We start from the raw sequence: 23,864 nt of genomic DNA, 5'->3' as shown, positions 1-23,864 counted from the left end.
GATAATGATAATTATTATCAATTAGGTGTGCGATGGAGGTTTATCATGACCAAAAAAATAATTATGATCTATGCAAGCATGAGTGGAAATACAGAAGAAATGGCGACGGCCATCGAGACAGGTGTGAAGGAAGCCGGAGCTGAAATCGATGTAATTGATATAAATGACTGCCCGAATGTTCAGGTCCTTGAGAAATATGCAGGAATCCTGTTAGGTGCATATACTTGGGGGGATGGAGAACTCCCTTATGAAGTTGAGGAGTTTTACGATGACATGGACGATGTGGATTTAACGTTTAAGATTGCCGCAAGCTTCGGGTCCTGTGATTCTTTTTATCCTAAGTACGGGGCAGCGGTGGATTTATTAAATGAGAAATTGCAAGAAAGAGGAGCCCGTTTGATTCATAATGGTTTGAAAGTGGAATTAACACCAGAGGATGAAGATGTGGAGGCGTGTAAAGAATTTGGGCGCACATTTGCTAGTGAGCTCTTGTTCAGTAAACAAGAAGGCTAGAGAAAGGAGAGGCATTCGTGAACTATTCACTTTCGATTAAAACATTATCGGATATACATCTAAAAGAATTCATCAATTGTCCCCACAAGTTTTACTATCACTACATCCAGCGTGAAGAAGCAAGTAAAGTTGAATGGAAAAAGGTTATGCAGTTCATTGTGAACCAGGTAGTGAAGGACTTCTTTATGCTTCCCGTCAAAATGAGGACGCCCATCAAAGCACTTGAAATCATTGAGAAGCACCTTTCCTCTGTTAAAACAAACATCTTTGATTCAAAGATAGATTATTACTTAGTGGTGGCGAAAGTGACGGATTATTTAATGCAGGACTTAACTCAGAACTATGGGACATTACCACCTCTTTTTACTAATGAAAAGTTTCAACAATACTTCGAAGAGCTTGAAACTCACTTATCCCTCACGATAGAAGTGGCAGAATGGGAACAAGAATCGTTTACAGTCACCAAGTATCTTGTCGATACAAATCACGAAATGATTACCTTGTATTATTATTTGACGGTGGTTTTCTGTGAAAGATCTTTTGGAAGACTTCCTTCGTCGATAAGAATCGTTTCCTTGTTAAATGGAGAAGAATTCGTCCATTCCCCTTCTCAGATAGAAATGAAGAAAGGTTTGTCTTACATAGAGAAATTAAAAGATATGCTGTCTGCACCACTATCATCCAGTACCAAACCGAATGGGGAAGTATGTTTGAGCTGTCCATTTGTGGAGGTTTGTGCAAACAATGAAATAGAATTTCTTTTTCAAAAGAAGCATTAAACAGAAGAAGAGGACTTACCGTATTTCGGTAAGTCCTCTTTCTCATTCAATTAAAGCGGATGCTGATTGTTTATCAAAATGTATTCGGGCGACTTTTTTCTCGTTTTTAAACAATATATAATGGGCGGTGGCAATTTTTTCTTCAACATAATCAATAGAGAAAGTCCCTGATGGATCTGTAAGACTACCAATTGCACGAGATAAATGATCGATCACATGCTTTAAATGATCTGTCCTCTTCCATTCATTATCCGTATTCATTTGATCCATGATTTCAAATGCAAGATTTTGAACATGGTAAAGACGCCTCTGCTCCATACTAAAGATTCTCCCTTCATATCAAACATATCTCTTTGATTATATGGTGAAAGCTTCAGGTATATGATGATTCTTATCCACAAATCAGGTATGAAACAGGGGGGGAAAGTACACTCTAAAGATAATAAGGGAGGTGTTTGAAAATGGCTCAAGACGTACTATGTGAAGTAAGCAACTGCAAATACAACCGTGAAGGCAAAAAGTGCTCTGCCGACCAGATTTTCGTTGTCAGTCACAAAGGAAACAAAGCCCACAACAGTGAAGAAACGGATTGTAAAACATTTGATCCTGGTATGTAATGAAGAGAGAAGGCAACCATAGGCGTGGTTGTCTTCTTTTTATATAGTATTGATAATAATTCTCATTCTTATACAAAAAAAGCTCACTTTTGTGAGCTTCTCATTGATTAACAGCCTGTTCCGATAAAGTGGTCGTTCTAAGCTGTCGATATCTTGAGTAAAAAAGTCCTGTCATAAAGAGGGATAAACATCCGAATAATACGGTCATGATCTGCAGTCCCACAAGATCCAATAGCAGTCCTGTCAAGAGGAGCACAACTTGGAAAATCAGTCTGTCGAGCATGTTTCTAAACGAAAAGAAACGGCCGTGAAATTCTTTTGGCACCCGCGTTTGAAAGATCGTGGCAGCCGTCGGGAAAAAGCATCCTACTGCAAAACCAAAAACAGTAAATGCCAGCACAGATAAAAACGGGCTGGTCGCAAAATAAAGGAGCAGTTGCGCAATGCCGATGACGAAACTGAAGAAGAATAAGATTTTGTAGGGTGACACCTTTTCACCCATTTTCTTTACAGCAAAAGCACCTGTCATAAAGGCAATCCCTTCGGCGGTATAGATCCAACCTTTAATAGCTGAGCTATCCTGTAGCTCGCTGATGTTGATAACCATCAGGTTGAATCCACCAATAAACAGCAGGGGGATCAACGTCATCACAAGGGTCATAAATACGATGGGCAGCCCTTTAATGACAGGGAATACTTCATTGAAGCCCGCCCCTTTTGTTTTTTCACCTTGCTGTTTGGAAGTTGACGTTTCTTCAATTGTAAGGAACCAGGTCATGACGAATAGTGCTAAATAGGCCACTAATGATAATAGGTAGAGCATCGATAAGGAGATAACCACCAATAGAATTCCAGCTAACGCCGTACCAAGTATTCTTGAAAGGGTGGCCACATTCATATGGACCCCATTCATTTGAAGCAATTCCTTCTCTTTCACCACCATGGGGATGGCGGCTTGGAGAGCAGGGAAATAGAACGCGGCAGAAATTTGAATGCTCACTAAGAAAACGACCATCCACAGCACCGAGCCTGTATTGATCGCAATCAACATGAAAACAACACTTAATGCCCTGGTGAAGCCTGAGATAAGCATCACCGTTTTCTTATTCGCCTGATCCGTTATCCTGCCGGCTAAAGGTCCAACAGCAAGACCCGCAAGCAGTCCAGAAGCCAGAATCACCGACTTTAGGAAATCAGAAGGCACCTTTTCCTGCATGAACTCCAGATTACCGATAATCCCTAACCACAATCCGAGACCTGCTATAAATTCACCTATCAATAATATCCATACATTTTTATTTTTCCACATATAGGTCCGTCCCTCGCAGTCAATTTATTTCGCTTCTCTAAATATACTATGGGTGGAGGGGAATGGGAATGATTTTTTTTGGTGTGGTAAGGGGAGGGTATCTCGAGGAAAAGGGCGTTCGCTGATAAAATTGAGATTTCGCTGATATAATGGGAATTTCGCTGATAAATCGTGAATTTCGCTGATAAATATAATATTTCGCTGATAAAAATTCGAATCCACCATCTCGAAGCAGGATTTTCTGCAGTTCAAGGAGAATACATGTAATATAAAACCCGATTGGAGTGATAAAATGATCGAAAAAGAACGAATAATACCTCGAATCATCCTGATTTTACAAGCTTTACTCCGCAGACTTCCCCTCAACCACCCTAAACTCCTTCTGATATCCGAAGAACTTGGTAAAAGAATGGCAGGATTCAAAGGAGAGAAAGCACTAGATTACACTTTAAGCTTTTTAGACCCTAAAAAATACTACATTCTCCACGATCTCAGATTACCCTGCAAAGATAGCTTTTTTCAAATCGACACCCTACTCATTACAACCAAATTCATCCTCAATATTGAAGTCAAATACCTTGCTGGCACTGCTTACTTCGACCCTATCTTCAATCAACTTATTCAAACAAAAGATGGATTTGAGTCAGCTTTACCGGACCCTACGATCCAAATCAAACGACAAGAAAGTCAGCTATTGAAATGGTTAAAAGAGAATGGATTGCCCTCCATCCCCGTTTTCTCTTGCGTAGTCATGGGCAACGATCGGACTATCATTAAAACCTCTCCAGATAACAAAACCCTTCAAAAAATCGTCATCCATCGAAGTTCTCTATTGGACAAGGTGAGATATATTGAGAACTCTCTTCGAAAAGAGAAGGCCGCGCCTAAAGAAATTAAAAAAATCATTCGTAGCTTAAAAAGACAACACGAAGAGCCTGATTTCTCTGTCTTAGAGAGATTTAACATTACAGAGGGTGAGCTATTAAAGGGGGTCATATGTGAAGAGTGCAATTATCGGCCGTTAGCAAGGAAACATGGCAAATGGTTTTGTATGAATTGTAAAAATGAAAAGATTAATGCTCACATCCAAGCCCTCAAAGACTATGAACTTTTGATTGGTCCTAAAATAAATAACGCGGAACTAAGAAATTTTTTGAAAATCAATTCTTCTCATGTTGCAAAAAGACTCCTCCAATCCCTAAATCTCCCCACAACAGGCACCAAAAAAGGAACACAATACATCCTATTATTCGATGAAAGCCCACCCCGAAAACACAAACAAAAAAACCCGCCAATAACCTGACGAGTTTTCATTCCTTCTCAATCCACTCCTGGGACCACTTCTCTATATCTTTCATTAAAGGTTCTAAAGAGTAACCCTTTTTCGTTAAAGAATATTCTATACGCACTGGTGTTTCAGGGTAAACGTCTCGTTTTACGATTCCTTCTTCTTCAAGATCCTTTAATCTCTCTGAGAGAAGTCTGCCACTGATGCCGATTGCGTCTTTGATGGTGCAGTTTCGTTGTGGACCGGAAAGCAATTGATAGATGATGAGTGCTGTCCATCGTTGACTTAAGATGCCGATTGCTTTTTCGAACCTTGGACAAATTTCTGATTGTTTCACTCTGTCAGGCGCCTCCTTCTTTGTAACTAGTATACCACATCACCAACATTTTAGTAATTTAATTACTTGACAGTACATAGTTATTAAAATAATATAAGTTACATAAAGTAACTAACTTTAATAAAATAACAAAAAGGAAGGAAGAATATACAATGTTACAGAATCACTTAATAGGGGCATTTATTTTAAGAATATTTCTAGGAAGCACCTTTTTTATTCACGGTTTGACTAAGTTTCAGGGAGGGATTGAAAATACGGCCGGTTTCTTTCATAGCTTAGGGCTGCCGGGATTTACAGCATATGCAGTCGCAATCATTGAGTTGGTCGGCGGACTGGCGATGATCCTGGGATTTGGTACACGGATTGTTGCAGTACTATTTGCGTTCGTCATGGCAGGAGCAATCGTAAAAGTGAAATTAGCTGCTGGTTTCTTAGGAAATGGGCAGATGGCAGGATATGAATTGGATTTAGCCCTGCTTGCGATCTCAATCTATTTTGTCGTGGCTAAGGAGTCATTGTTCTCAATAGATCAGAAGTTTTCACAGTCAGAATGAATGGGAGGAATAAAGATGAACTTTCATAAAGAACCACATACATTTGTTGGGGAAGTAAATATAAAAGTCGAAAACTTGGAGCGATCTCTTGACTTTTACCAAGAAGTAATTGGATTTAAATTGTTGGAAGGAACAGATAAAAGAGCGACTCTCACGGTAGATGGCATACACCCACTATTATCTCTGGAGCAACCTGAAGATGTGACACCTAAGCAGGCCAGAACAACAGGTTTGTACCACTTTGCCCTGTTGTTGCCGAATAGAACAGATCTTGGAAAAATATTAGATCATTTTATTAAGCTGAATATACAACTGGGGTCATCTGACCACCTTGTTAGTGAAGCACTGTATTTATCAGATCCTGATGGAAATGGAATTGAGATTTATAGGGACCGTCCTTCATCTGACTGGAAATGGAATGGAAATCAAGTAGAGATGGCCGTCGATCCGATCGATGCACGGGGAATATTGGCTGAGGCCGATGGACAATCGTGGGATGGGCTTCCTGCCGGCACCGTTATGGGGCATATCCATTTGCATGTTTCAGATTTAAAATCAACTGAAGAATTTTACGGCGAGGGACTTGGCTTCGATGTAGTCAGTCGATTTGGAAATCAGGCACTATTCATATCAACAGGTGGATACCATCATCATATCGGACTGAACACCTGGAACGGGGTCGGGGCTCCGAGACCAGCTGAAAACAGTGTCGGTCTTAACTGGTTCACCTTACATTTTCCATCAGAAGAAAAACGAACAACCATCATCCGCCAGTTGGAATCCATAGGAGCAACCATCCAGGAACAAAGAGGAAAACTCCTGACCGAAGACCCATCAGGCAACCGAATCTATCTAAGCTTGTAAGGCAAGAGGGACGGACCTCAAATGAGGTCCGTCCCTCTTGCACATTATCATCGAAAGTCTTATTCCAAAGCGTTAAATCCATCCTGCAACACGAAAATTCGTTTGCACTCTTATGTTCCAAGGTCCGTCCCTCAGGCAAGGTTTTTTATTTGATGGGAAATTCGTGTGATAATGATGGGGACATACTAAGTGATATCTAGATTGCAGGGGAGTGGCATCAAATGAAGTTGAGTGTATTGGATCAGTCTGTGATTTCGAGGGGGGAGGATGCGCGGACGGCGTTTCAAAATACGGTGACTCTTGCGCAGCGAACCGAGGAGCTCGGGTATACACGTTTTTGGGTCGCAGAGCATCATAATACGAATGGGATTGCCGGTTCTGCTCCTCAAGTGTTAATTTCTCATATTGCTTCTATGACGAGTTCGATTCGGGTCGGATCCGGTGGCGTACTTCTTCCGCAATATAGCCCTTACAAAATCGCGGAGGACTTTAATGTATTGGAGACCCTTTTTCCCAATCGAATCGATCTCGGAATCGGCCGGTCGCCTGGTGGTTCGTATGAGACACGTCTGGCTCTGACGGATGGATTGAAGAAGAGTATGAATGAGTTTCCGGGTCAGGTGGAAGCGCTTCAAGCTTATTTACATCACTCGGATGAGCAAGCAGTCAAGGCTTATCCAAAAGTGACGAGGCCCCCGCTTCCCTGGATATTAGGAATCACCCATAGGGGAGCACGCGTGGCTGCTGAGCAGGGTACCGCTTTCACATATGGTCACTTTATCAATCCTGTAAATGGGAAAAGGGCTCTGGACTATTATCATTCTCATTTTCAGCCTTCCCTGTCTTTATCCCAACCTAAGAGCAATGTTTGTATCTTTATCGTCTGTGCTCCAACGCAAGGAGAAGCTGAAGAAATTGCCCTCACTCAAGATTTGTGGCTGTTATCGGTAGAAAAGGGAAGAGACACGGGAATTCCCTCCAAGGAAGAAGTAAAAGCAAGAACGCTGTCAGAGTTGGAAAAAGAAAAAGTGAAGGAAAATCGAAAGCGAGCCATTATAGGGACACCTCAAAAAGTGAGGGAGGAGCTTCATATGCTGAGTGAAATCTATCAGACAGATGAATTTATGATTATTACCAATGTATACAAGTTTGAAGATAAAGTAAGATCATATGAGCTCATTGCTGAGGCTGTCCTTTAGGCTTCAAAAAATCTGCAGTGACTACTCCAATATAGGAATAATCAAGGTTTTAATAAAGAGGAGCCAGTGTACGGTGAATAAGTGCACTGGCTCCTTTTTGGTATGAATTTATTAATAATAATAGGGATAAGGAGGATAACCATAATAAGGTGGTGGATATCCGTATCCATAACCATAACCATAACCGATAGGACTTAAAAGGGCGGCTCCCAGCAGTCCACCAGCAAGTCCTCCTAAAAACGGGTTAAATCCAAATCCGAACGGGCGTCTTCCAAATCCCCCGAAGCCGAATCCAGGTCTTCCAAACCCCACGCGTCCGATGGGGCGGCGTATATCATTGTAATCCACAAATGTTTCATAACCGGTATTGTGAAAATCATTCATAGCATAAACCTCCTCTCTATCTATGGTTATGAATATTCGCCCTCAAACAAAAAGGTATGGGCATTAACCTATATAGAGAGATTTTAGGGAAATAGGCCTATGTGGATTTTTTGAGTAGGAGGAACACAATTCCTCTTTATCTAAATATAGAGCAGCTAACCTAGTTGCTCTACATCTCAAATAACAAATAATGAGTATGTAAAACAACTTTATGAGGATGACTCTTTTGTTTGAACTAATGCGGAAATGATCGCACCGACTGCTTGGATCCAGCTTCCCGCCACATTAATATTACCGCTGTCTCTTTCATTTAATTCGAGGATTCCAGCGATGGCCTGAAGGGAATTACCAATAATCTGGAGAAGATTACCGTATATAGAATATAGCTCTTCTAACGTATGTTCTTCATCAAATGAATCGGCAAGTGCAGCCCCTCCCCCTAATGCCTGGAGAAGATTTCCTTTAATGTTCAGCTCTTGCTTCGTAATATCGTTAAACTTAATGAGTATGCCGGCTATAACGGTTACGTTTCCAATAGCTTGAATTTGATTCCCTGCTTTCGTCAGGGTAAAGTCATCTATTGCATCTGCCTCTAAAGCATTTCCTGTTGCTTGCAGTTCATTTCCTACGAGATTGAACGAGTTTAAAGTATCTTCTGGAATGCTCTTAATAGGGGTACTGCCAACAGCGGCAATGACCGTTCCGATTGCAGCAACCCATGCTCCGAATGTGGCTTTTTGTTCTTTGCTCATAGTATAATCGCCTACTTTACGGTTCTTAGATAGTGTATACAACTAGGCGATCGTTTGTTCATGATGCATTTAAGTTGTTTCCCACCATTTGGATGTAGGGTAAGAATCATTTCCAGCAAGAAAGGTTTCCCCTATCCTTGGAGTAACAACAGGAACCCCGTGTTCTGCACCGCATTTTGTCACACGTTTGATCGGATCGGTCCATTCATGAAAGGATAACGTGAATGCTCCCCAATGAATGGGTAAAAGCTGCTTCCCTTTCACATCAATATGGGCTTGTACAGTTTCTTCTGGGAGCATATGAATCGGTGCCCACCTGGGATCATATTGACCACATTCCATCAAGGTCAAATCGAATGGCCCGTATACACTGCCAATCTCTTTAAAATGATGTCCATAGCCACTATCTCCGCTGAAAAAGATTTTGGAGGAGTTCCCGATGAGACACCATGAACACCACAAGGTAGCATTACGATCATGTAAGCTTCTGCCGGAAAAATGTCTTGCCGGGGTACAAGCCAGAGTAAGACCATTCCACTCAACCTCGTCCCACCAATCAAGCTCTGTAATGTGATCAGAATGGATTCCCCATCTCTCAAGATGACTCCCTACTCCGATGGGAACAAAAAACTGCTTCACTTTGCCTCGAAGCTTTCGAATGGTGCCATAATCGAGATGATCGTAATGATCATGGGAAAAAACTACAGCATCGATGGAAGGCAGTTCATCTTTTTCAAAAGGAAGCTCTTTGCTATACCGTTTTCCTCCTATCCATGGAAACGGGGATGGCGCACGACCAAACATTGGATCAAGAAGTAGTCTTTTTCCATCCATTTCAACGAGAGAAGCTGAATGTCCAAACCAGGTTACATTCGTGACGGAATGAGGATGGTCAAAGGACGGAAATCCAACACTTGGAATATCGCGATCAGGTTTACGGTTACCAGTTCTTTTCATAAGATCCCGAATCATTGTAAGAGACGTGGAAAAGCTGGTATCCATAGAGGTTGGAATGGGATTTTTAAATGAGCCTTTTGAATGCTGAGGTGATGATTGAACGCGTTCAAGGGAAGGCTTCTTGCCAAATGCGGGGTAGAATCGGAGAACCAGGAAGGCAATCACAATCATAGCGATCAGCAAAAATATAAATAGTAGCATGGATTTTGCTCCTTTTCATTCGATATCTTTAACTATCTCAGATTAGCTTGTGACTGTCCAAAATGAAGTCGGCGCCACATTTAAGAAATAATTAAGATTTCCGTTAAAAATCCATAAGGTTTGTTTAGTAAACTATCGTTAATCATAGTGAGGGGATGATTCAATGAAAAGATGGATGATGGGAATAGCTATAGCAGGAGCTTTGGGAGTAGGATGGTGGCTGATCTCCCCATTGTTTATGGATAAGGTCGTGAACGAAGAGCCAGTTTCATCGTCTTCCGGATCCATTATGAAAGACCAGGGAGAGCATACTATGAAAGAAACCGATTCATCTTCGCCAGACGAAATGACAAACGATACAATGAAAATAAATGAATTAGTCGGAACCTTTCAGGGAGCAGATGAAAATCACGAGGCAAAAGGGATAGTGAGTATATCAGATAAAAATATCCGATTGGAAAATTTTGAAGTGACCAATGGACCGGATCTTTACGTTTACTTAGTAGAGGAAGGTCAGAAAACCAAAGAAGGAATTTCCCTGGGTAAATTGAAGGGGAACATAGGCAATCAAAATTACGAGATTCCAGGAGGTCATTCTGCATCATCAGGAATGGAGATTGTGATATGGTGTAAACAATTTAATGTGGATTTCGGTCGTGCTGAATTAGGTAAGGCGATGTAAAGGAGAGTAAACCATGGTAAACAAAGTCCTGTTAGTAGATGATGAAGAAAATATTGTGGATGTATGCGCTCGGTATCTCATGAGGGATGGGTATGAAGTGAGTACTGCTTCTAACGGTATTGAAGCAATCCAACGGTACCATACATTCCAACCGGACATCGTGATCCTGGATATTATGATGCCTGAAATGGATGGGTGGCAGGCAGCTGAAAAGATCAGGGAAGACAGTGATACCCCCATCATCATGCTGACAGCTCTGGGACAGGAGAAGGATCGGATTTATGGGTTGACCATAGGTGCGGATGACTATGTCACCAAACCTTTCAGTCCCCGGGAATTATTGCTCCGTGTCAAAAACGTATTAAGAAGGACCAATACCACTCCAAAACGGGAAGCTCAAAGGGAAGTTCTTAAGTGGAAAGACTTACTTATTGATCGGGATAAACGAAAAGTAGTCGCGGCCGGGAAAGAAATTGACATGACTGTGAAAGAATTCGATTTATTAACCCTGTTAGCAGAGCATCCTTCACAGGTGTTCTCCAAGTCCCAACTGCTCGAAACCTTATGGGGGTATGAATATCTGGGTGATGCCAATACGATCAATGTTCATATTCGCAGGTTAAGAGAAAAGATAGAGGAAGATCCTTCTGAGCCGCAATGGATAAAAACCGTGTGGGGAATAGGTTATAAGTTTGAGGGGCAGCAGCACTATGAAAATTAGAACCCTCCTTATTTTAGCCAACACGATTTCTCTCTCCGTAATCTTAGTATTTCTCACAATCTCGTATGTTCAGATGTTTATCTCAACCAATATCATCATCCTGCTTTCCCTTATTACACTTGGGGCGGGGATCCTTTCCTTTGCAGTGAATTTGATGATCACATCGCCTTTGTTAAAATCTGTAAAGCAGATGAGCAAAGAAGCAGAGCGGATGGCTAAAGGTGACTTTGATGTGAAGGTGACAGAAGGCGGACCTCAGGAAATCAAAGAGCTCGCTGCTAACTTTAATCATATGTCCACTAAAATAGAAGCAATGTTCGACGAAATAAGGGAATCAGAGAAGTTCAAGAGTGAACTGATCGCGAATGTTTCCCATGATCTCAGAACACCTTTATCATCGATTCATTCCTTTGTTGCTGCTTTAAACGATGACATTATCGAAGATCAGGAAGCGCGAAAGAGATATTACGAAACCATTTTGTCAGAAACAGAAAAACTGGGTCATTTAATTGAAGAGGTATTGGAATTTTCACAGTTGGAAAACAGGAAGTTGCCATGGAATCCACATCCGACACCAATCGATAAACTCCTGATCGAAACCATTCAGCAGTTTGAACGGGTTTTACAAGAGAAGCATGTTGAAGTGAAAGTGGAATATGATGACCTTTTGCCCCTTGTTTCTTTAATGCCTGTTCAAATAAAAAGGGTGATGACCAACTTAATACAAAACGCATTATCCTTTTCGCCTGACCAAACGACGCTGTATATTAGGGCTGTCAAAGGTGGGGGGATGATGAGGTTTTCGGTTACAGACGAAGGAAAAGGAGTTCCTCTTGAAGAGCAGGGATCGATTTTTCAACGTTTTTACCGGGTGGAGAAGTCTCGAAATAAAGCAAGTGGAGGGTCTGGATTAGGACTTTCCATCTGCAAAGAAATTGTTGAACTTCATGGTGGAGATATCGGAGTCGAAAGTGATGGTAAGTCGGGCAGCACCTTTTGGTTCAGGTTACCTTTAGAAATAAGTAAGGAGGAGAGACGATGAAAAAAGTGATGATGGGAATCGGCCTGGTACTCCTATTGAGTCTGGCGGCTTTTTTCGGTCCTAAACTGTATGCAAGCATGACCCAGAAGTCATTGGGAAGTGAGCCGGTAAAGCTGGATATGGTGGATGAAGAACATGCGGTTGCGACCTTTGCAGGAGGATGCTTCTGGTGTATGGAACCACCTTTTGAAAAACTGGATGGCGTGTATTCCGTCATTTCCGGATACACAGGCGGTGAGGAAAAGAATCCAACCTATGATGAAGTATCTACGAAACAGACAGGACATGTGGAAGCCGTTCAAATTGAATATAATCCTAAAGTCATTACGTATGAGCAGCTATTGAAAGTTTACTGGAGACAAATCGATCCTACCGATAACGGTGGCCAATTCGTCGATCGGGGCCCACAATACGTGAGTGGTATCTTCTATCATAATGAAGAACAGGAGAATATAGCACAGCGATCAAAGCAGGAATTAGCAGACTCTGGGCGCTTTGAAGAAGAAATCGTCACAGAAATCCAACCTGCTAAAACCTTTTACAAAGCGGAAGAATATCACCAGGATTATTATAAGAAAAATGAATTAAGCTATAAGTTTTACCGAAACAACTCAGGAAGGGATGACTTCCTTGATGAAGCTTGGGGAGAAGACCGGAACATCAAGCTGGATACGAAGCCCCTTTATCCTTTCTACACAGACGAAGAATTAAAAGATAGACTTACAGATATCCAATACAAAGTGACCCAGGAAGACGGGACCGAGAAAGCATTTGATAATGAATACTGGGACAACAAAGAAGAAGGGATCTATGTGGATATCGTTTCAGGAGAGCCTCTTTTCAGCTCAAAAGATAAATATAAAAGCGGGACCGGCTGGCCCAGTTTCACTAGGCCCCTAGTTGAGGAGAACATTGTTGAAGTGGAAGATCGCACGCTATTCATGGTGCGGATGGAGGTAAGGAGTAAACACGCCGATTCTCACCTGGGTCATGTGTTCGATGATGGTCCAGAGCCAACAGGTTTAAGATATTGCATGAATTCAGCAGCCCTTCGATTTGTCCCGAAAGATGAGCTGGAAGAACAAGGCTACGGGGAGTTCGTTTCTCATTTTGAACAAATGGAGGGGGAGTCGTCTTGAATAGAGCAACCTCAGTACGATCTGCTTCAGCCATCAGTGATCTTCCTGGAAAGCTCGTAAACTACTCAATAAAAGAAGTAATCTTTCAACCTTTTTCACTTAGTAAAAATCTGTACAGGATTCAAACAGGGAAAGTAAAGCTATATAAAAACAGTGAGGATGGACGTAAAATCATCCTCACCATGCTGGGTGAGGGAGAATTCTTCAGTAACATAGCGTGTTTCAGCTTAGACGACGAGGGAGTTTATGCAGAAGCTAGCGATGACACGATCTTAACAGTCATCTCCCATAAACAACTGGATAGCTTAAGTGTAACGAAACCTGCTTTTCTTGCAGAGCTCTTCTTCACCTTCAATCAACATATGAAACAACGAAACATGTTCCTCGAACGCATCATGCACGCACCCGTCAAAGAAAGGATCCTTTATCTCATGTCATTCCTCATGAAGAACTTTGGAGAAAAACAGGGGAGATTCATGAAAATAACGGTCCCCCTTACCCACCAGGACATCGCAAGCTTCATTGGCTCTACAAGAGAAACGGTCACCAGTCTCACAAAAGAGCTGATAACAGAAGGACACCTCCAAAAAAAAGATAAGCATTATCTTGTGATGGGAGGGACGGACCTTTAACGGTCCGTCCCTTATTTTCACCTGTCTAATCTAACGATGTCTGCGTCCTGGTTTGGACGGTTTAATATGAGGTCACGGAGGATGTGAGCCCCAAGCATACTATAAACCGTGCCGTTCCCACCGTATCCTAATAAGTAATATGTTCGTTCTTTTTCAGGATGCTTACCGATATAAGGGAGGTTGTCCAATGACTCTCCGAAGCTTGCTCCCCACGCAAAGTCCATTTTGATAGTGAGGTCAGGAAATAGTTTTTGAACCTCTTTTTCAATTTGTTTTCCGCGTTTTTCTATTTTCTTCTCACTTTGAGGTGCGTGAGGTGGATCTTCATCCAATCCTCCTGCGATGATTCGGTTATCCACTGTGGTGCGCATATATAAGTAAGGACGTTTTGTCTCCCAAATCAGAGCTCGTTCATGCCATTGGGATAAATCTTCAATGGGTTCAGTGGCAATGGCATAAGATCGATTGATATCAGTGCCAATTTTCTTATCGATCGGAGGGGTTTCATACCCGGTTGCATGGACCAAGTGGGATGCCTGAATAATACCTTCAGAAGTATGAATGTTGACACCGTCAGCATCCTCTTCTACCCAGCCAGCTTCAAGATTTTCAAAGATTGTTGTCTTTTGACCTGCCTTTAAATAGTCGATTATGCCGTTCACAAATCGGTAAGGATTTACCTCGGCATCTCCAAGGGTAATCAAAGCTCCCGGTTTTGAAAAAGGCAATCGCTGTTTGATTTCTTTTTTAGACCAATATTCTACTGGAAAGCCATGTTCCTTTAGTGTTTTATATTCTTTTTTTAGTTTAGATACATGTCGGGTAGTACTCGCATAGTAGATGCTTTTTCTCCTTATAAATTCAGGTGACACTGGTAAATTCATTGCGACTTGTTCAAGGTTTCCGATCGCTTCCATACATAGCTTATAAAAACGGACAGCTTTCTTTTCTCCAATTTGATCAATCAGATCATGTAGCATGATATCGTTGGAAAATTGCAGTAATCCTGTATTAGCGGATGAACTCCCTGAAGCCATACTCCGCTTTTCAATGATTGCAACGTTCAAACCCGCTTCTGTAAGTGAATAGGCACATAATGCCCCGGACATTCCTCCCCCGATAATGGCTACATCATAATGTTTATCAAAGCTTCTTTTTTTATCTTTTAATGTAGTTGGCCAATACAAGCGGCCATTATGCAGATCCATTTTGGTTCCCCCAATAAGTAGCGATATTTAAATTATGTTCATATTCCATTCCCTTTAAGAGTCATGGATAAAACATATATTTTTGTACCGCAGGGTCTTAGTGGGTTCCAGCATCATAGAAGTAAAGTGGGATTAATTTGTATGAGGATAAAGAAATATTTCAGTCGGAAGAAATTCAATCGAAATGCATCAGTAAAAACGGCTACTGCATTTATTCAGGGTGAGGATGCAGTAGCCACTGGTTTATTTTTTCGTGTAATTCAAGTCCCAACAGATGCCATAAGGATCTTTTACCTTACCATATTTAGCGCCCCAGAACGTGTCTTGAAGTTCCATTACTACAGTTCCTTTTTCAGTTAACCGACGGTAATAAGTATCGATTTCCTCTTCGCTTTCCAGCTCAAGGACAAGGGATATATTGTTTCCTGCCGTTGGCTGATGACCGGGAAAGCTATCTGACATCATAAAGGAAAGCTCTCCTTTTTTAAAGTGAGCATGCATGATTTGATCAGCGATCTCCGGTGGACTTGGGTAATCGGCCTCACCAAAAGTCTGAACGGCCAATACTTCTCCTTCAAACACTTCTTTGTAATAGTCTAATGCTTCTTTCGCTTCGCCACTAAAACTAAAATAAGGTGCAGCCTGATGTTTCATCATTTCTCCACTCCGGTTCACATGAATTTTAATACCTCTTCATTATAGTCCAAACCGTTGGAATAAAACAAGAACAAACGTTCGTTTTTTATAGAAAAAAAAGGGATAGGCAGTTAATTGCCTATCCGCGATTATTTAAAGTGATTCAGTATTTAATTCAACATCGATATTGCCACTTGTTGCTTTAGAATATGGGCAAACTCCATGTGCCTTTTCGACCAATTGCTTCGCTTCATCTAATTCAACACCACTTACTGCTACTGATAACACAACGCCGAGTTTGAATCCACCGTCTGTATCTTTTCCAATGGAAACTTCAGCTGTTACTTTCGATTCAATCTTTTTCTTTTCTTGACGAGCCACTAAGTTAAGAGCGCTATCGAAACAAGCTGCATATCCAGCTGCGAACAATTGTTCAGGATTCGTTGCCCCTTCTGCTCCAGAACCCCCAAGTGATTTAGGCATTGCCAGTCCGACATCCAATACTCCGTCACTGCTTGTTACTTTTCCGGCGCGTCCACCTGTTGCTGTTGCTTTTGCTGTGTATAATGCTTCCATTTCTTTCACTCCTCATTTGTTTGTTTTGATTGTGTGTAATTTAATATTACAAAACTAATATTAACGGCTTTGGTTTTAGTTGTCAACAATTAAGTTGTGTACAATTAAATTTGATAATTGATATCTTTTTTTGTATGATAATCTAAAGTTAGTTTGTTCAAGAAAGGAATCGACATGTATGAAAGATCCATTATTATTAGAAAATCAAATATGTTTTAAGATCTATACAGCAGAGCGGGAGATAACAAAGTTATATCGTGGGCTGCTTGAAGAAATCGGTGTGACTTATCCGCAATACCTTGCATTGTTAGTGCTTTGGGAAGATGGGACGGCATCTGTAAAAGAATTGGGGCGTAAATTGTTCTTAGACTCGGGAACGTTAACTCCGATGCTTAAAAGAATGGAGGCGAACGGGCTTGTCGAGCGTCACCGGTCAGTTGAAGATGAGCGGAGCGTCGTGATTTCTCTTACACAAAAAGGAGAAGCCATGAAGGAAAAGGCTGCTTGTGTTCCGACTCGATTGCTCGAACGATTAGAGATGGATGGGGAAGAGTTGGAGAGGTTGGATCAGACGTTAACCACGATATTGGGAAGACTGCAAGGTATGAGAAGAGAGTAGAGTAGGGGTGACTTTGGTCATCTTTTTTTTTGAGAAAATTGTAGAATCATGGTTGTGGATTTGTTATAATTTGGTAAGTGGCTGGATTTTTCGTGATTTCGGCCGGATTACTTTTAAAAATGGCTGGTTTCCTCCACGTTTCGGACGGATTTTATTCAGAAACGGCCGGATTTTCCGGAAAAACAGCTGGATGATCTCTTGAAAGCTGCGTTCTATCTTAAAAACAGCTGGATGATCTCTTGAAAGCTGCGTTCTACCTCAAAAACGGCTGGATAATCTCTTGAAAGCAACGTTCTACTTCAAAAAACAGCTGGATTCTCTCTTGAATTACCCCGTCCCACCTCAGAAACGGCCGGATCAATCCCGTGAAAGACTTTGCCCACCTCATGAACGGCTGAAATTCTTCAAAAACAGCGTCGTCTCCTAAAACCGTTGGATCTTTTTCAACAGCACCTCTGTCACCCACTGAAACTCTTCCCATTCACCTAAAGGAGTGATCTATTTGATCGGAAAAGAACATCAACCCCCTGTTATCATCTCAAAGCTTGAAGCCCTTTTAAGGCGATTGTCAAAATACTTTGTGAGAAGACTTGAAATAGAGTCTCAACTAGGTAAATTCAAGGCTGGGTATAGTGGTGAGTTATCATTAGACTACTATTTGAACAATCTTCCTGATAAAGAGTATGTTATCCTTCATGATCTTCGTCTACAAATCAAATCTTCCTTCATTCAAATTGATACGTTAATCCTTCATAGACATTTTATTCTTATTTTAGAAGTGAAAAACATTGCTGGAGATATCTATATCGATACAAACTTCAATCAAATGATTCGAACGTTAAATGGTAAAACAGAAGTGTTTCCAGATCCAATCCTGCAAGCGTACAGACAGAAGGTGGAGCTTGAAAGATGGTTACTTGAAAGATGGTTAATGGAAAATAAATGTCCTACTGTACCAATAGAGCACCTGGTAGTACTTACGAATCCCCATACTCAAATAAAAAACACCACGGAAGAGCAGGTGACTCAAAGGCTGGTAAGAAGTGCGAAGCTTCCCTTCAAAATTGAAAGCTACACACACTTTTATCCAATCCCTTCATTAACTCCTAAAGAATTATCCAAAATGACCAAGCTTCTTCTTAAACACCATACACCTCAAACGTATGATGTTCTTCATCAATTTAACGTTTCACAAACAGATATTATTTGTGGTGTCTATTGTGTTCAGTGTGAATCCGCACCAATGGAGAGAATGGGTGGTACTTGGAGATGCCGCAGCTGTAAATCAGTACAAAAAGATGCTCATGTTTATTCGTTAAGAGATTATGCTTTTCTTATCCGGCCTTCTATTACGAACAGGGAAGCGAGGGAGTTTTTACAATTGGAATCCCCTTCAGCGACTCGTAAGATTTTACAGAAAATGAACCTATCAACAACTGGCTCAACCAAAGATAAAAGATACGACTTAACGCCCCTCATGGAGCATCCTCCTTCTCCCCCCGGAAAGTCAATAGTGAAGTCTTCAATGAAGCATAATTCCCGATCGCAGCGTACCCATAGAAGAACCCCATGAAAATTCCCGTAGCAAGGTGTCCTTTATGACTGATGAAAATAGAGATAAGCAAGCCAAGAATAACGGCAATATACTAAAAAGGCATGAGGTTTAAAGAAAACTTTAATGAGCTGGGTGAGGATGATAATCACAGGAATCGCGATGACAGCGTACCAGACGTTTGTGTGTATTGTCGGAAAATCCATAGAGCGCCTCCGTAAAGAATTTTGCTTATAATGTTTCCTTATCAGGTAAAATTAACAAAAAAAATGACCCCTTAAAGGGATCATCCATTATTTAAATAATGCATTCCAACGCTCAGCTTTTTCAAGGGCTGCTATGTCATTCACAATCTCTCCAGGCTTCACTCCGGCACCGATCATATAATCTGCAAATTCCATGTTCACGAATTCAAAGATGTAATTGAACTGCTGTACGAGGGGAAGGCCTTTAATCTTTGCTGAGCTTCCACCGGTAATCACTACATATGCTTTCTTCTTCGTAAGCTCTTCTTTTAAGTTAAAGCGCTCATCGCGCAGGTACTGACTCCAGCGGTCGAAGAAGTTTTTCATGGGACCGCTCATTCCGTACCAATAAAGAGGTGTAGCAAATAGTAATACGTCATGCTCTTCTATTAATTGAACGAGTTTTTCGTAATCATCATCGACTGGAGAGAATCCACCTTCAGAGTGTCTTAAGTCTTCAATCGGTTCAATATGCAGGTCCGTAAGAGATACGACAGTGTGATCGGTTCCTTCTACGATTTTTTTTGCAAGGTATTCTGAGTTGCCGTTTTTTCGTGTGCTTCCTAAAAGGGCTAATACTTTCATTTATCAACACTCCTCTATGAATTCAAATGTATTGTTTGAGTCGTTATTTTTAGCATTCCACATGAAGACAATGGATGCCACGGTGACTGCGATCCTTCTTATAGATCCTGTTTGCCAATAGTCATCTATAGTTAGAGTTTACAGCAATAAACCGTTTGGATGCCACCTTTTGATAAGAGAAGGTAAATGCGATTCTTGATGAGGCATACACATGCATATACGCATATCCGAGCAACAGAGATGATTCCCAAACGACGATCGACAGGGGGGATAAGAGTTGGAGTACTATTTGGTAATAATAGTAAAGTGGCTGGATTTTTCCCGGAATCGGCCGGATTATTAGCAAAACCGGCTGGATTATGAGAGAAAACGGCCGGATTCTTCACAATAACGGCTGCATTCTCACAAAAACTGGCTGGATTTTTCACCATTCACTTGGATTCTCACGATAAACGGCCGGATTCTTCACCAATTCAACTGGATTCCTCACAATTTCACCTGGATTCTCACAAAAACCAAGCCGGATTTCCCCCCATTTCACCTGTATTCTCACAAGTGGACGCTCCCCCATGACAGATGCAGCGCAATAATCCATCAAAAAAGGACGAATCGATAAAGAATCCGTCCTTTTTCAAGAAAAGCGTGAAGCTGCCTCTTATTACCGTCTGCGAAACCCTTCCTCACGCAAATACAACGCAGCTTCATCATACCCGCCAAAGCTGTCTTCCAGGTTATCACCGGCATAAATATTCCAGCGGTCATCTTCTTCGATCAGCATGAGGGAATGACCTTCAGTATCTTTCCACATCTGTTCGACGGGCGGCACGATTTCTTCTTCCGTAGCCAGATGATCAATGGATGCCCGAATGATGTCACGCAGTTCGTCACCCGAGAAATCACGGATGTTCACGAGTCCTTTTTGATTGGCTTTATAGTCAGGAAGACTCCCCGTATAAACAAAACCGTTTCCGTTCGGATGCAGGTGATATACCACAGTCGTCTTTTCATAGAGACTTTCTTCAAAGTGGAAATTCACCCTATTCAATGAAACGTTTTTACGTGTAAGCTCAGGAAACTCTTCTATAATGGTTAATTTATCTTCAAATGGTAACATCATATTCCTCATTTCATTTTACGATTTTCCCATTATAACACAGTGCCCTATTTTCTAAAGAGAGATAAGGGTATAATGGGAACAAAGAGGTGACCCCATTGAATGATTTTACTTCCTTAGGAATCCAACCTAAGTACGTCAATGCGTTAAAAGAACAATCGATTTCAGAACCAACACCGATCCAGAGCGAAACCATACCTGTTTTATTAAATGGTGAAGATGTGATCGGGCAAGCACAGACAGGAACGGGAAAAACGATGGCTTTTCTCCTGCCTATGCTTTCCAAAATTGATCCAGCGAGAGATGAGATCCAATCTCTTATTGTGACTCCGACGCGGGAGCTCGCAATTCAAGTAACCGCGGAGTTGAATCAGATTCTTTCTTCTACGGAAGATGACATAAATGTGTTAGCTGTGTACGGCGGCCAAGATGTTGAGAAGCAGATCAAGCGACTGAAGAATAAAGCGATTCATATCGTGATTGGGACACCTGGTCGTTTACTTGATCACGTTCGTCGGGAGACTGTGGACTTTTCAAACGTATCGTTCCTTGTACTGGATGAAGCGGATCAAATGCTTCATATCGGATTTTTCGATGAAGTCGAAGCGATTATTCGCGAGACTCCGTTTACCCGTCAAACCGCTCTATTTTCTGCGACGATGTCAAAGGATATCCGAAAAATCGGCAAGCGCTATATGAATAACCCTCATAATGTACAGATTCGCGAAAAAGAAAAGATTGTACAGGAAATACAGCAGGAAATCGTAGAAACGACGGATCGTCAGAAATTAGATGCCCTCAGTCAAACGATTCTTGACGTTCAACCGTTTTTAGGCATCATTTTCTGCCGAACGAAAAGAAGGGTCAGCAAGCTTCTGGGTGATCTGAAAACGAGAGGATTTCTGGTGGATGAACTACACGGTGACTTATCTCAAGCGAAACGAGAAGGTGTGATGAAGAAGTTCAGGGACGCGAAACTTCAGCTTCTTATCGCGACCGACGTGGCGGCTCGTGGTCTTGACGTTGAAGGAGTCACTCATGTGTTCAATTATGATATCCCTCAAGATGTGGAAAGCTATATTCACAGAATCGGACGAACGGGTCGTGCCGGAAAAGATGGACTTGCCATTACCTTTGTTGCACTGAAGGACAAGCAGGATCTTGAGATGATTGAAAAAGGCATTGGCCTTTCATTGCCTCGTCGTGTCGTGGAGGTGGCTCCTTCTAAGGAAACCGCCGATGTCCATAAGGGATCAAATGAAAGTGCGAAGGATAGACGTGAAAAGAATATCCAAGCGAATAAAGAGCGAAAAGCAAGGTCTCCACGTGGTGGCCGGTCTCGTAACAGTGACGGTGGTGATTCGCCACGCAGTCGTCGATCGAGAAGGGAAGAATCATCATCCCGACGTGGAGGAGACTCCGCCAGTCCCTCAAGAGGCAGACAATCCAGATCAAGTGATTCCGGCAAACCAAGAAGAAACGACTCCAGCGGTAAAAGAAACAGCCAGGGTAAATCCTCTTTAAATAGAAGAGGCCGCTAACTCAAAAAGCATGGTGACCAATGTGTCGTCATGCTTTTTTTATAGAACATCTTTCATCAATATACGGCCCTCCCCTATAAATCAGTATCTCATTATATAAAATTTCAGAATATTCCCAATTGATATCCCGGATCTGCTAAAATAATGAATATAAATAGTCATTAACGAACAGAAGGGATGGGTTGTACATATGCATGTACCTTTAGTGTTAACGGATTTTTTAGATCGGGCAGTCGAACAATATGGAGAGAAGATAGCGATTATTGATGATGTGAAGCGTTTGACGTATAAGCAGCTGAATGCCCGCGTGAATCAACTATCCCGGGGGCTACAGGAATTTGGGATTGAAAAAGGGGACAAGGTTGCGTATTTAGCTCCCAATACCGCAGAGATGCTGGAGGGGTTCTATGGGGTCTATAGTGTCGGAGGGATCATGACACCACTTAATACGCGCTTAAAACCTGCGGATTATCTATTTATCCTGACTCATAGTGAGAGCAAAGCATTATTTGTGGATGAGGAACTTTATCCGCTGGTGCAGCCGATTCTGTCTAATGTGCCGGATTTAAAGCATATTGTGATCCATGGTGAGTCAATAGATGGACATCCCGGCTATGACGAGTGGCGCGGTTCATTCAGCGACGAAGCTTTCGATCGCGTAGACTTGGAAGAAACCGATATCGCTTCTTTATTATATACGAGTGGGACGACAGGAGATCCGAAGGGAGTGCTCCTCACCCACAGGTCCAATTATTTGCATGCTCTATCATCCATGCATCATTTACGGGTTTCGGATCGCGACACGTTACTCCATGTCCTGCCCATGTTTCATGTGAATGGCTGGGGTTCACCTTTCTATTATACTGCCAACGGTGCGACCCAGGTGATGCTCAGAAAAGTAGACCCTGAGATGATTTTAGATAAAGTCGAGAAGCACGGCGTAACGGTTATGCATATGGCGCCGACTGTTCTGAATATGCTTCTGGAGAACTATCCGAACAGGGAGCGGACGATCGGACAAGATGTAAGGGTTGTCATTGCGGGTTCGGCTCCTCCACCAGCATTTGTCCGAAAGGTAGAAGAGGATCTAAAGTGGGAGTTTATCCAGGTGTACGGAATGACTGAAATATCACCACTTATCACTACATCCATCCTGAGATCTTCCGAACAGGACCGACCAAAGGAAGAAAAATACCGGTTAAAGGCGAAAGCCGGCTACAGTATGATTGGCAGCAAGGTAAAAGTAGTGGATGAGCTCGGTAATGAAGTGCCCCGTAACGGGAATGCGATTGGAGAAATCGTGACAAGAACGAATACCGTGATGGAAGGATATTTTAAAAACCCCGAAGCAACCAATCAAGCCATTCGAGATGGATGGCTGCATACAGGTGATATGGCGACGGTCGACGAGAATGGCTTCATTGAAATTGTCGACCGGATGAAAGACGTCATCATCAGCGGAGGAGAAAACATCTCTTCCATTGAAGTAGAGGGGGCTCTCTATGAACATGACAGTGTCCTCGAAGCAGCGGTCGTAGCCATCCCCCATGAGCGTTGGGGAGAAGTGCCCCATGCAGTCGTTGTTATCAGGGAAGGTCACAGCTTAACGGAAAAGGATCTTATCGAATTCAGCAGAGAAAAGCTTGCCCACTTCAAAGCACCGAAGAGTATTACCTTTGCAAAGGAGTTACCTAAGACCGCTTCAGGAAAAATCCAAAAGGTTGTGCTCCGAAAAGAATACTGGAAGGATCATGACCGGATGGTTCATTAGGAAGTATTATTTTGGCGTGCGACAGCACGCTTTTTTCATTGGATAAC

General features: G+C 42.0%; 30 protein-coding genes and 1 pseudogene. 16 read left to right on the top strand and 15 right to left on the bottom strand.

Features of this window, described 5'->3' with window-relative positions:
- The first annotated feature begins 45 nt into the window (after window positions 1-45).
- Both ACFQWC_RS14915 and ACFQWC_RS14910 read left to right on the top strand, forming a co-directional pair.
- On the top strand, window positions 46-513 hold the full coding sequence (locus tag ACFQWC_RS14915) for a flavodoxin (RefSeq protein WP_299743456.1): 468 nt from the start codon (window positions 46-48) through the stop codon (window positions 511-513).
- Window positions 514-530: 17 nt separating this feature from the next.
- On the top strand, window positions 531-1,292 hold the full coding sequence (locus ACFQWC_RS14910) for a hypothetical protein (protein WP_377108221.1): 762 nt from the start codon (window positions 531-533) through the stop codon (window positions 1,290-1,292).
- A 42-nt stretch (window positions 1,293-1,334) separates the two neighbouring features.
- Here ACFQWC_RS14910 and ACFQWC_RS14905 read toward each other — a convergent pair whose 3' ends face one another.
- Window positions 1,335-1,610 (bottom strand): hypothetical protein, encoded by a 276-nt coding sequence (locus ACFQWC_RS14905; RefSeq protein WP_299743462.1) that lies wholly within the window; start codon window positions 1,608-1,610, stop codon window positions 1,335-1,337.
- A 143-nt stretch (window positions 1,611-1,753) separates the two neighbouring features.
- Here ACFQWC_RS14905 and ACFQWC_RS14900 point away from each other — a divergent pair, with 143 nt between their 5' ends.
- Window positions 1,754-1,909 carry a DUF1540 domain-containing protein gene (locus ACFQWC_RS14900; protein ID WP_082051198.1) on the top strand — a complete coding sequence of 52 codons (156 nt, stop codon included), beginning with the start codon at window positions 1,754-1,756 and terminating at the stop codon, window positions 1,907-1,909.
- A gap of 100 nt (window positions 1,910-2,009) precedes the next feature.
- On the opposite strand, the gene ACFQWC_RS14895 is transcribed toward ACFQWC_RS14900, so the two are convergent.
- Complete coding sequence (locus ACFQWC_RS14895) at window positions 2,010-3,218, bottom strand: MFS transporter (protein WP_299743467.1); 1,209 nt, start codon at window positions 3,216-3,218, stop codon at window positions 2,010-2,012.
- Between the two features lie 292 nt (window positions 3,219-3,510).
- On the opposite strand from ACFQWC_RS14895, the gene ACFQWC_RS14890 reads away from it, so the two are divergent.
- On the top strand, window positions 3,511-4,521 hold the full coding sequence (locus ACFQWC_RS14890; protein WP_377108218.1) for a nuclease-related domain-containing protein: 1,011 nt from the start codon (window positions 3,511-3,513) through the stop codon (window positions 4,519-4,521).
- 7 nt (window positions 4,522-4,528) lie between these two features.
- On the opposite strand, the gene ACFQWC_RS14885 is transcribed toward ACFQWC_RS14890, so the two are convergent.
- Entirely contained in the window at window positions 4,529-4,843 is a 315-nt protein-coding gene (locus ACFQWC_RS14885; protein WP_299743473.1) for a winged helix-turn-helix transcriptional regulator, read from the bottom strand.
- A gap of 152 nt (window positions 4,844-4,995) precedes the next feature.
- Here ACFQWC_RS14885 and ACFQWC_RS14880 point away from each other — a divergent pair, with 152 nt between their 5' ends.
- The 3 genes from ACFQWC_RS14880 to ACFQWC_RS14870 all read left to right on the top strand — a co-directional run bounded on the left by ACFQWC_RS14880 (window position 4,996) and on the right by ACFQWC_RS14870 (window position 7,460).
- Window positions 4,996-5,397 (top strand): DoxX family protein, encoded by a 402-nt coding sequence (locus ACFQWC_RS14880; RefSeq protein ID WP_299743476.1) that lies wholly within the window; start codon window positions 4,996-4,998, stop codon window positions 5,395-5,397.
- 15 nt (window positions 5,398-5,412) lie between these two features.
- Complete coding sequence (locus ACFQWC_RS14875; RefSeq protein WP_377108216.1) at window positions 5,413-6,261, top strand: VOC family protein; 849 nt, start codon at window positions 5,413-5,415, stop codon at window positions 6,259-6,261.
- Between the two features lie 221 nt (window positions 6,262-6,482).
- Window positions 6,483-7,460 (top strand): LLM class flavin-dependent oxidoreductase, encoded by a 978-nt coding sequence (locus tag ACFQWC_RS14870; protein WP_377108214.1) that lies wholly within the window; start codon window positions 6,483-6,485, stop codon window positions 7,458-7,460.
- Between the two features lie 111 nt (window positions 7,461-7,571).
- Here ACFQWC_RS14870 and ACFQWC_RS14865 read toward each other — a convergent pair whose 3' ends face one another.
- The 3 genes from ACFQWC_RS14865 to ACFQWC_RS14855 all read right to left on the bottom strand — a co-directional run bounded on the left by ACFQWC_RS14865 (window position 7,572) and on the right by ACFQWC_RS14855 (window position 9,754).
- Complete coding sequence (locus ACFQWC_RS14865) at window positions 7,572-7,844, bottom strand: spore coat protein (RefSeq protein WP_299743486.1); 273 nt, start codon at window positions 7,842-7,844, stop codon at window positions 7,572-7,574.
- Window positions 7,845-8,053: 209 nt separating this feature from the next.
- On the bottom strand, window positions 8,054-8,596 hold the full coding sequence (locus ACFQWC_RS14860; RefSeq protein ID WP_299743489.1) for a DUF6944 family repetitive protein: 543 nt from the start codon (window positions 8,594-8,596) through the stop codon (window positions 8,054-8,056).
- Window positions 8,597-8,665: 69 nt separating this feature from the next.
- The gene (locus ACFQWC_RS14855; protein ID WP_299743492.1) at window positions 8,666-9,754 is read right to left on the bottom strand and encodes an MBL fold metallo-hydrolase; all 1,089 of its coding nucleotides are present in this window, start codon (window positions 9,752-9,754) and stop codon (window positions 8,666-8,668) included.
- Between the two features lie 163 nt (window positions 9,755-9,917).
- Between ACFQWC_RS14855 and ACFQWC_RS14850 the strand changes: the two genes are divergently transcribed.
- Genes ACFQWC_RS14850 through ACFQWC_RS14830 form a run of 5 tightly spaced genes read left to right on the top strand, consistent with a single transcriptional unit; the run spans window position 9,918 to window position 13,970 of the window.
- Window positions 9,918-10,436: a DM13 domain-containing protein gene (locus ACFQWC_RS14850; RefSeq protein WP_377108211.1), complete on the top strand. Its 519-nt coding sequence runs from the start codon at window positions 9,918-9,920 to the stop codon at window positions 10,434-10,436.
- A gap of 13 nt (window positions 10,437-10,449) precedes the next feature.
- Complete coding sequence (locus ACFQWC_RS14845; RefSeq protein WP_377108209.1) at window positions 10,450-11,157, top strand: response regulator transcription factor; 708 nt, start codon at window positions 10,450-10,452, stop codon at window positions 11,155-11,157.
- Window positions 11,147-12,199, top strand: coding sequence for a sensor histidine kinase (locus tag ACFQWC_RS14840; RefSeq protein ID WP_299743500.1), 1,053 nt, complete (start codon window positions 11,147-11,149; stop codon window positions 12,197-12,199). The genes ACFQWC_RS14845 and ACFQWC_RS14840 overlap by 11 nt, the downstream gene beginning before the upstream one ends.
- The gene (gene msrB, locus ACFQWC_RS14835) at window positions 12,196-13,338 is read left to right on the top strand and encodes a peptide-methionine (R)-S-oxide reductase MsrB (protein WP_377108207.1); all 1,143 of its coding nucleotides are present in this window, start codon (window positions 12,196-12,198) and stop codon (window positions 13,336-13,338) included. The genes ACFQWC_RS14840 and msrB overlap by 4 nt, the downstream gene beginning before the upstream one ends.
- The gene (locus ACFQWC_RS14830) at window positions 13,335-13,970 is read left to right on the top strand and encodes a Crp/Fnr family transcriptional regulator (RefSeq protein WP_299743505.1); all 636 of its coding nucleotides are present in this window, start codon (window positions 13,335-13,337) and stop codon (window positions 13,968-13,970) included. The genes msrB and ACFQWC_RS14830 overlap by 4 nt, the downstream gene beginning before the upstream one ends.
- A 17-nt stretch (window positions 13,971-13,987) precedes the next feature.
- On the opposite strand, the gene ACFQWC_RS14825 is transcribed toward ACFQWC_RS14830, so the two are convergent.
- The 3 genes from ACFQWC_RS14825 to ACFQWC_RS14815 form a co-directional block, all read right to left on the bottom strand.
- Window positions 13,988-15,178: an NAD(P)/FAD-dependent oxidoreductase gene (locus ACFQWC_RS14825; protein WP_299743508.1), complete on the bottom strand. Its 1,191-nt coding sequence runs from the start codon at window positions 15,176-15,178 to the stop codon at window positions 13,988-13,990.
- 243 nt (window positions 15,179-15,421) lie between these two features.
- Window positions 15,422-15,832 carry a VOC family protein gene (locus tag ACFQWC_RS14820; RefSeq protein ID WP_377108517.1) on the bottom strand — a complete coding sequence of 137 codons (411 nt, stop codon included), beginning with the start codon at window positions 15,830-15,832 and terminating at the stop codon, window positions 15,422-15,424.
- 135 nt (window positions 15,833-15,967) lie between these two features.
- The gene (locus ACFQWC_RS14815) at window positions 15,968-16,390 is read right to left on the bottom strand and encodes an organic hydroperoxide resistance protein (RefSeq protein ID WP_299743511.1); all 423 of its coding nucleotides are present in this window, start codon (window positions 16,388-16,390) and stop codon (window positions 15,968-15,970) included.
- A gap of 178 nt (window positions 16,391-16,568) precedes the next feature.
- On the opposite strand from ACFQWC_RS14815, the gene ACFQWC_RS14810 reads away from it, so the two are divergent.
- Complete coding sequence (locus tag ACFQWC_RS14810) at window positions 16,569-17,009, top strand: MarR family winged helix-turn-helix transcriptional regulator (RefSeq protein ID WP_299743514.1); 441 nt, start codon at window positions 16,569-16,571, stop codon at window positions 17,007-17,009.
- Between the two features lie 253 nt (window positions 17,010-17,262).
- Here the strand turns inward: ACFQWC_RS14810 and ACFQWC_RS14805 are convergent, their stop codons facing one another.
- Window positions 17,263-17,475 (bottom strand): hypothetical protein, encoded by a 213-nt coding sequence (locus tag ACFQWC_RS14805; protein WP_377108203.1) that lies wholly within the window; start codon window positions 17,473-17,475, stop codon window positions 17,263-17,265.
- Between the two features lie 36 nt (window positions 17,476-17,511).
- Here ACFQWC_RS14805 and ACFQWC_RS14800 point away from each other — a divergent pair, with 36 nt between their 5' ends.
- Window positions 17,512-18,582, top strand: coding sequence for a nuclease-related domain-containing protein (locus ACFQWC_RS14800; RefSeq protein ID WP_377108201.1), 1,071 nt, complete (start codon window positions 17,512-17,514; stop codon window positions 18,580-18,582).
- On the opposite strand, the pseudogene ACFQWC_RS14795 reads toward ACFQWC_RS14800, so the two are convergent.
- From ACFQWC_RS14795 to ACFQWC_RS14775, 5 genes and pseudogenes are all read right to left on the bottom strand, one after another.
- Window positions 18,485-18,767 (bottom strand): annotated as a pseudogene (locus ACFQWC_RS14795) (hypothetical protein). The gene ACFQWC_RS14800 and the pseudogene ACFQWC_RS14795 sit on opposite strands and share 98 nt — an antisense overlap.
- An 87-nt stretch (window positions 18,768-18,854) precedes the next feature.
- Entirely contained in the window at window positions 18,855-19,391 is a 537-nt protein-coding gene (locus ACFQWC_RS14790; protein ID WP_148970101.1) for a flavodoxin family protein, read from the bottom strand.
- A gap of 131 nt (window positions 19,392-19,522) precedes the next feature.
- Window positions 19,523-19,822, bottom strand: a complete 300-nt coding sequence (locus ACFQWC_RS14785) for a hypothetical protein (protein ID WP_377108199.1) — start codon at window positions 19,820-19,822, stop codon at window positions 19,523-19,525.
- Entirely contained in the window at window positions 19,816-19,944 is a 129-nt protein-coding gene (locus ACFQWC_RS14780; protein WP_377108197.1) for a hypothetical protein, read from the bottom strand. Before ACFQWC_RS14780 ends, ACFQWC_RS14785 begins: the two co-directional genes overlap by 7 nt.
- A gap of 105 nt (window positions 19,945-20,049) precedes the next feature.
- Window positions 20,050-20,505: a hypothetical protein gene (locus ACFQWC_RS14775; RefSeq protein WP_299744011.1), complete on the bottom strand. Its 456-nt coding sequence runs from the start codon at window positions 20,503-20,505 to the stop codon at window positions 20,050-20,052.
- A gap of 89 nt (window positions 20,506-20,594) precedes the next feature.
- On the opposite strand from ACFQWC_RS14775, the gene ACFQWC_RS14770 reads away from it, so the two are divergent.
- Both ACFQWC_RS14770 and ACFQWC_RS14765 read left to right on the top strand, forming a co-directional pair.
- Window positions 20,595-22,046, top strand: a complete 1,452-nt coding sequence (locus ACFQWC_RS14770) for a DEAD/DEAH box helicase (protein WP_377108195.1) — start codon at window positions 20,595-20,597, stop codon at window positions 22,044-22,046.
- Window positions 22,047-22,236: 190 nt separating this feature from the next.
- Window positions 22,237-23,817, top strand: coding sequence for a long-chain-fatty-acid--CoA ligase (locus ACFQWC_RS14765; RefSeq protein WP_341356910.1), 1,581 nt, complete (start codon window positions 22,237-22,239; stop codon window positions 23,815-23,817).
- The last annotated feature ends 47 nt before the right edge of the window (window positions 23,818-23,864 follow it).

The sequence above is a fragment of the Rossellomorea sp. GCM10028870 genome (assembly GCF_042666755.1).
Taxonomy (GTDB): Bacteria; Bacillota; Bacilli; order Bacillales; family Bacillaceae_B; genus Rossellomorea.
Note: the sequence above shows the minus strand (reverse complement) of the source record. Positions and strands in the feature narration are given on the sequence as shown.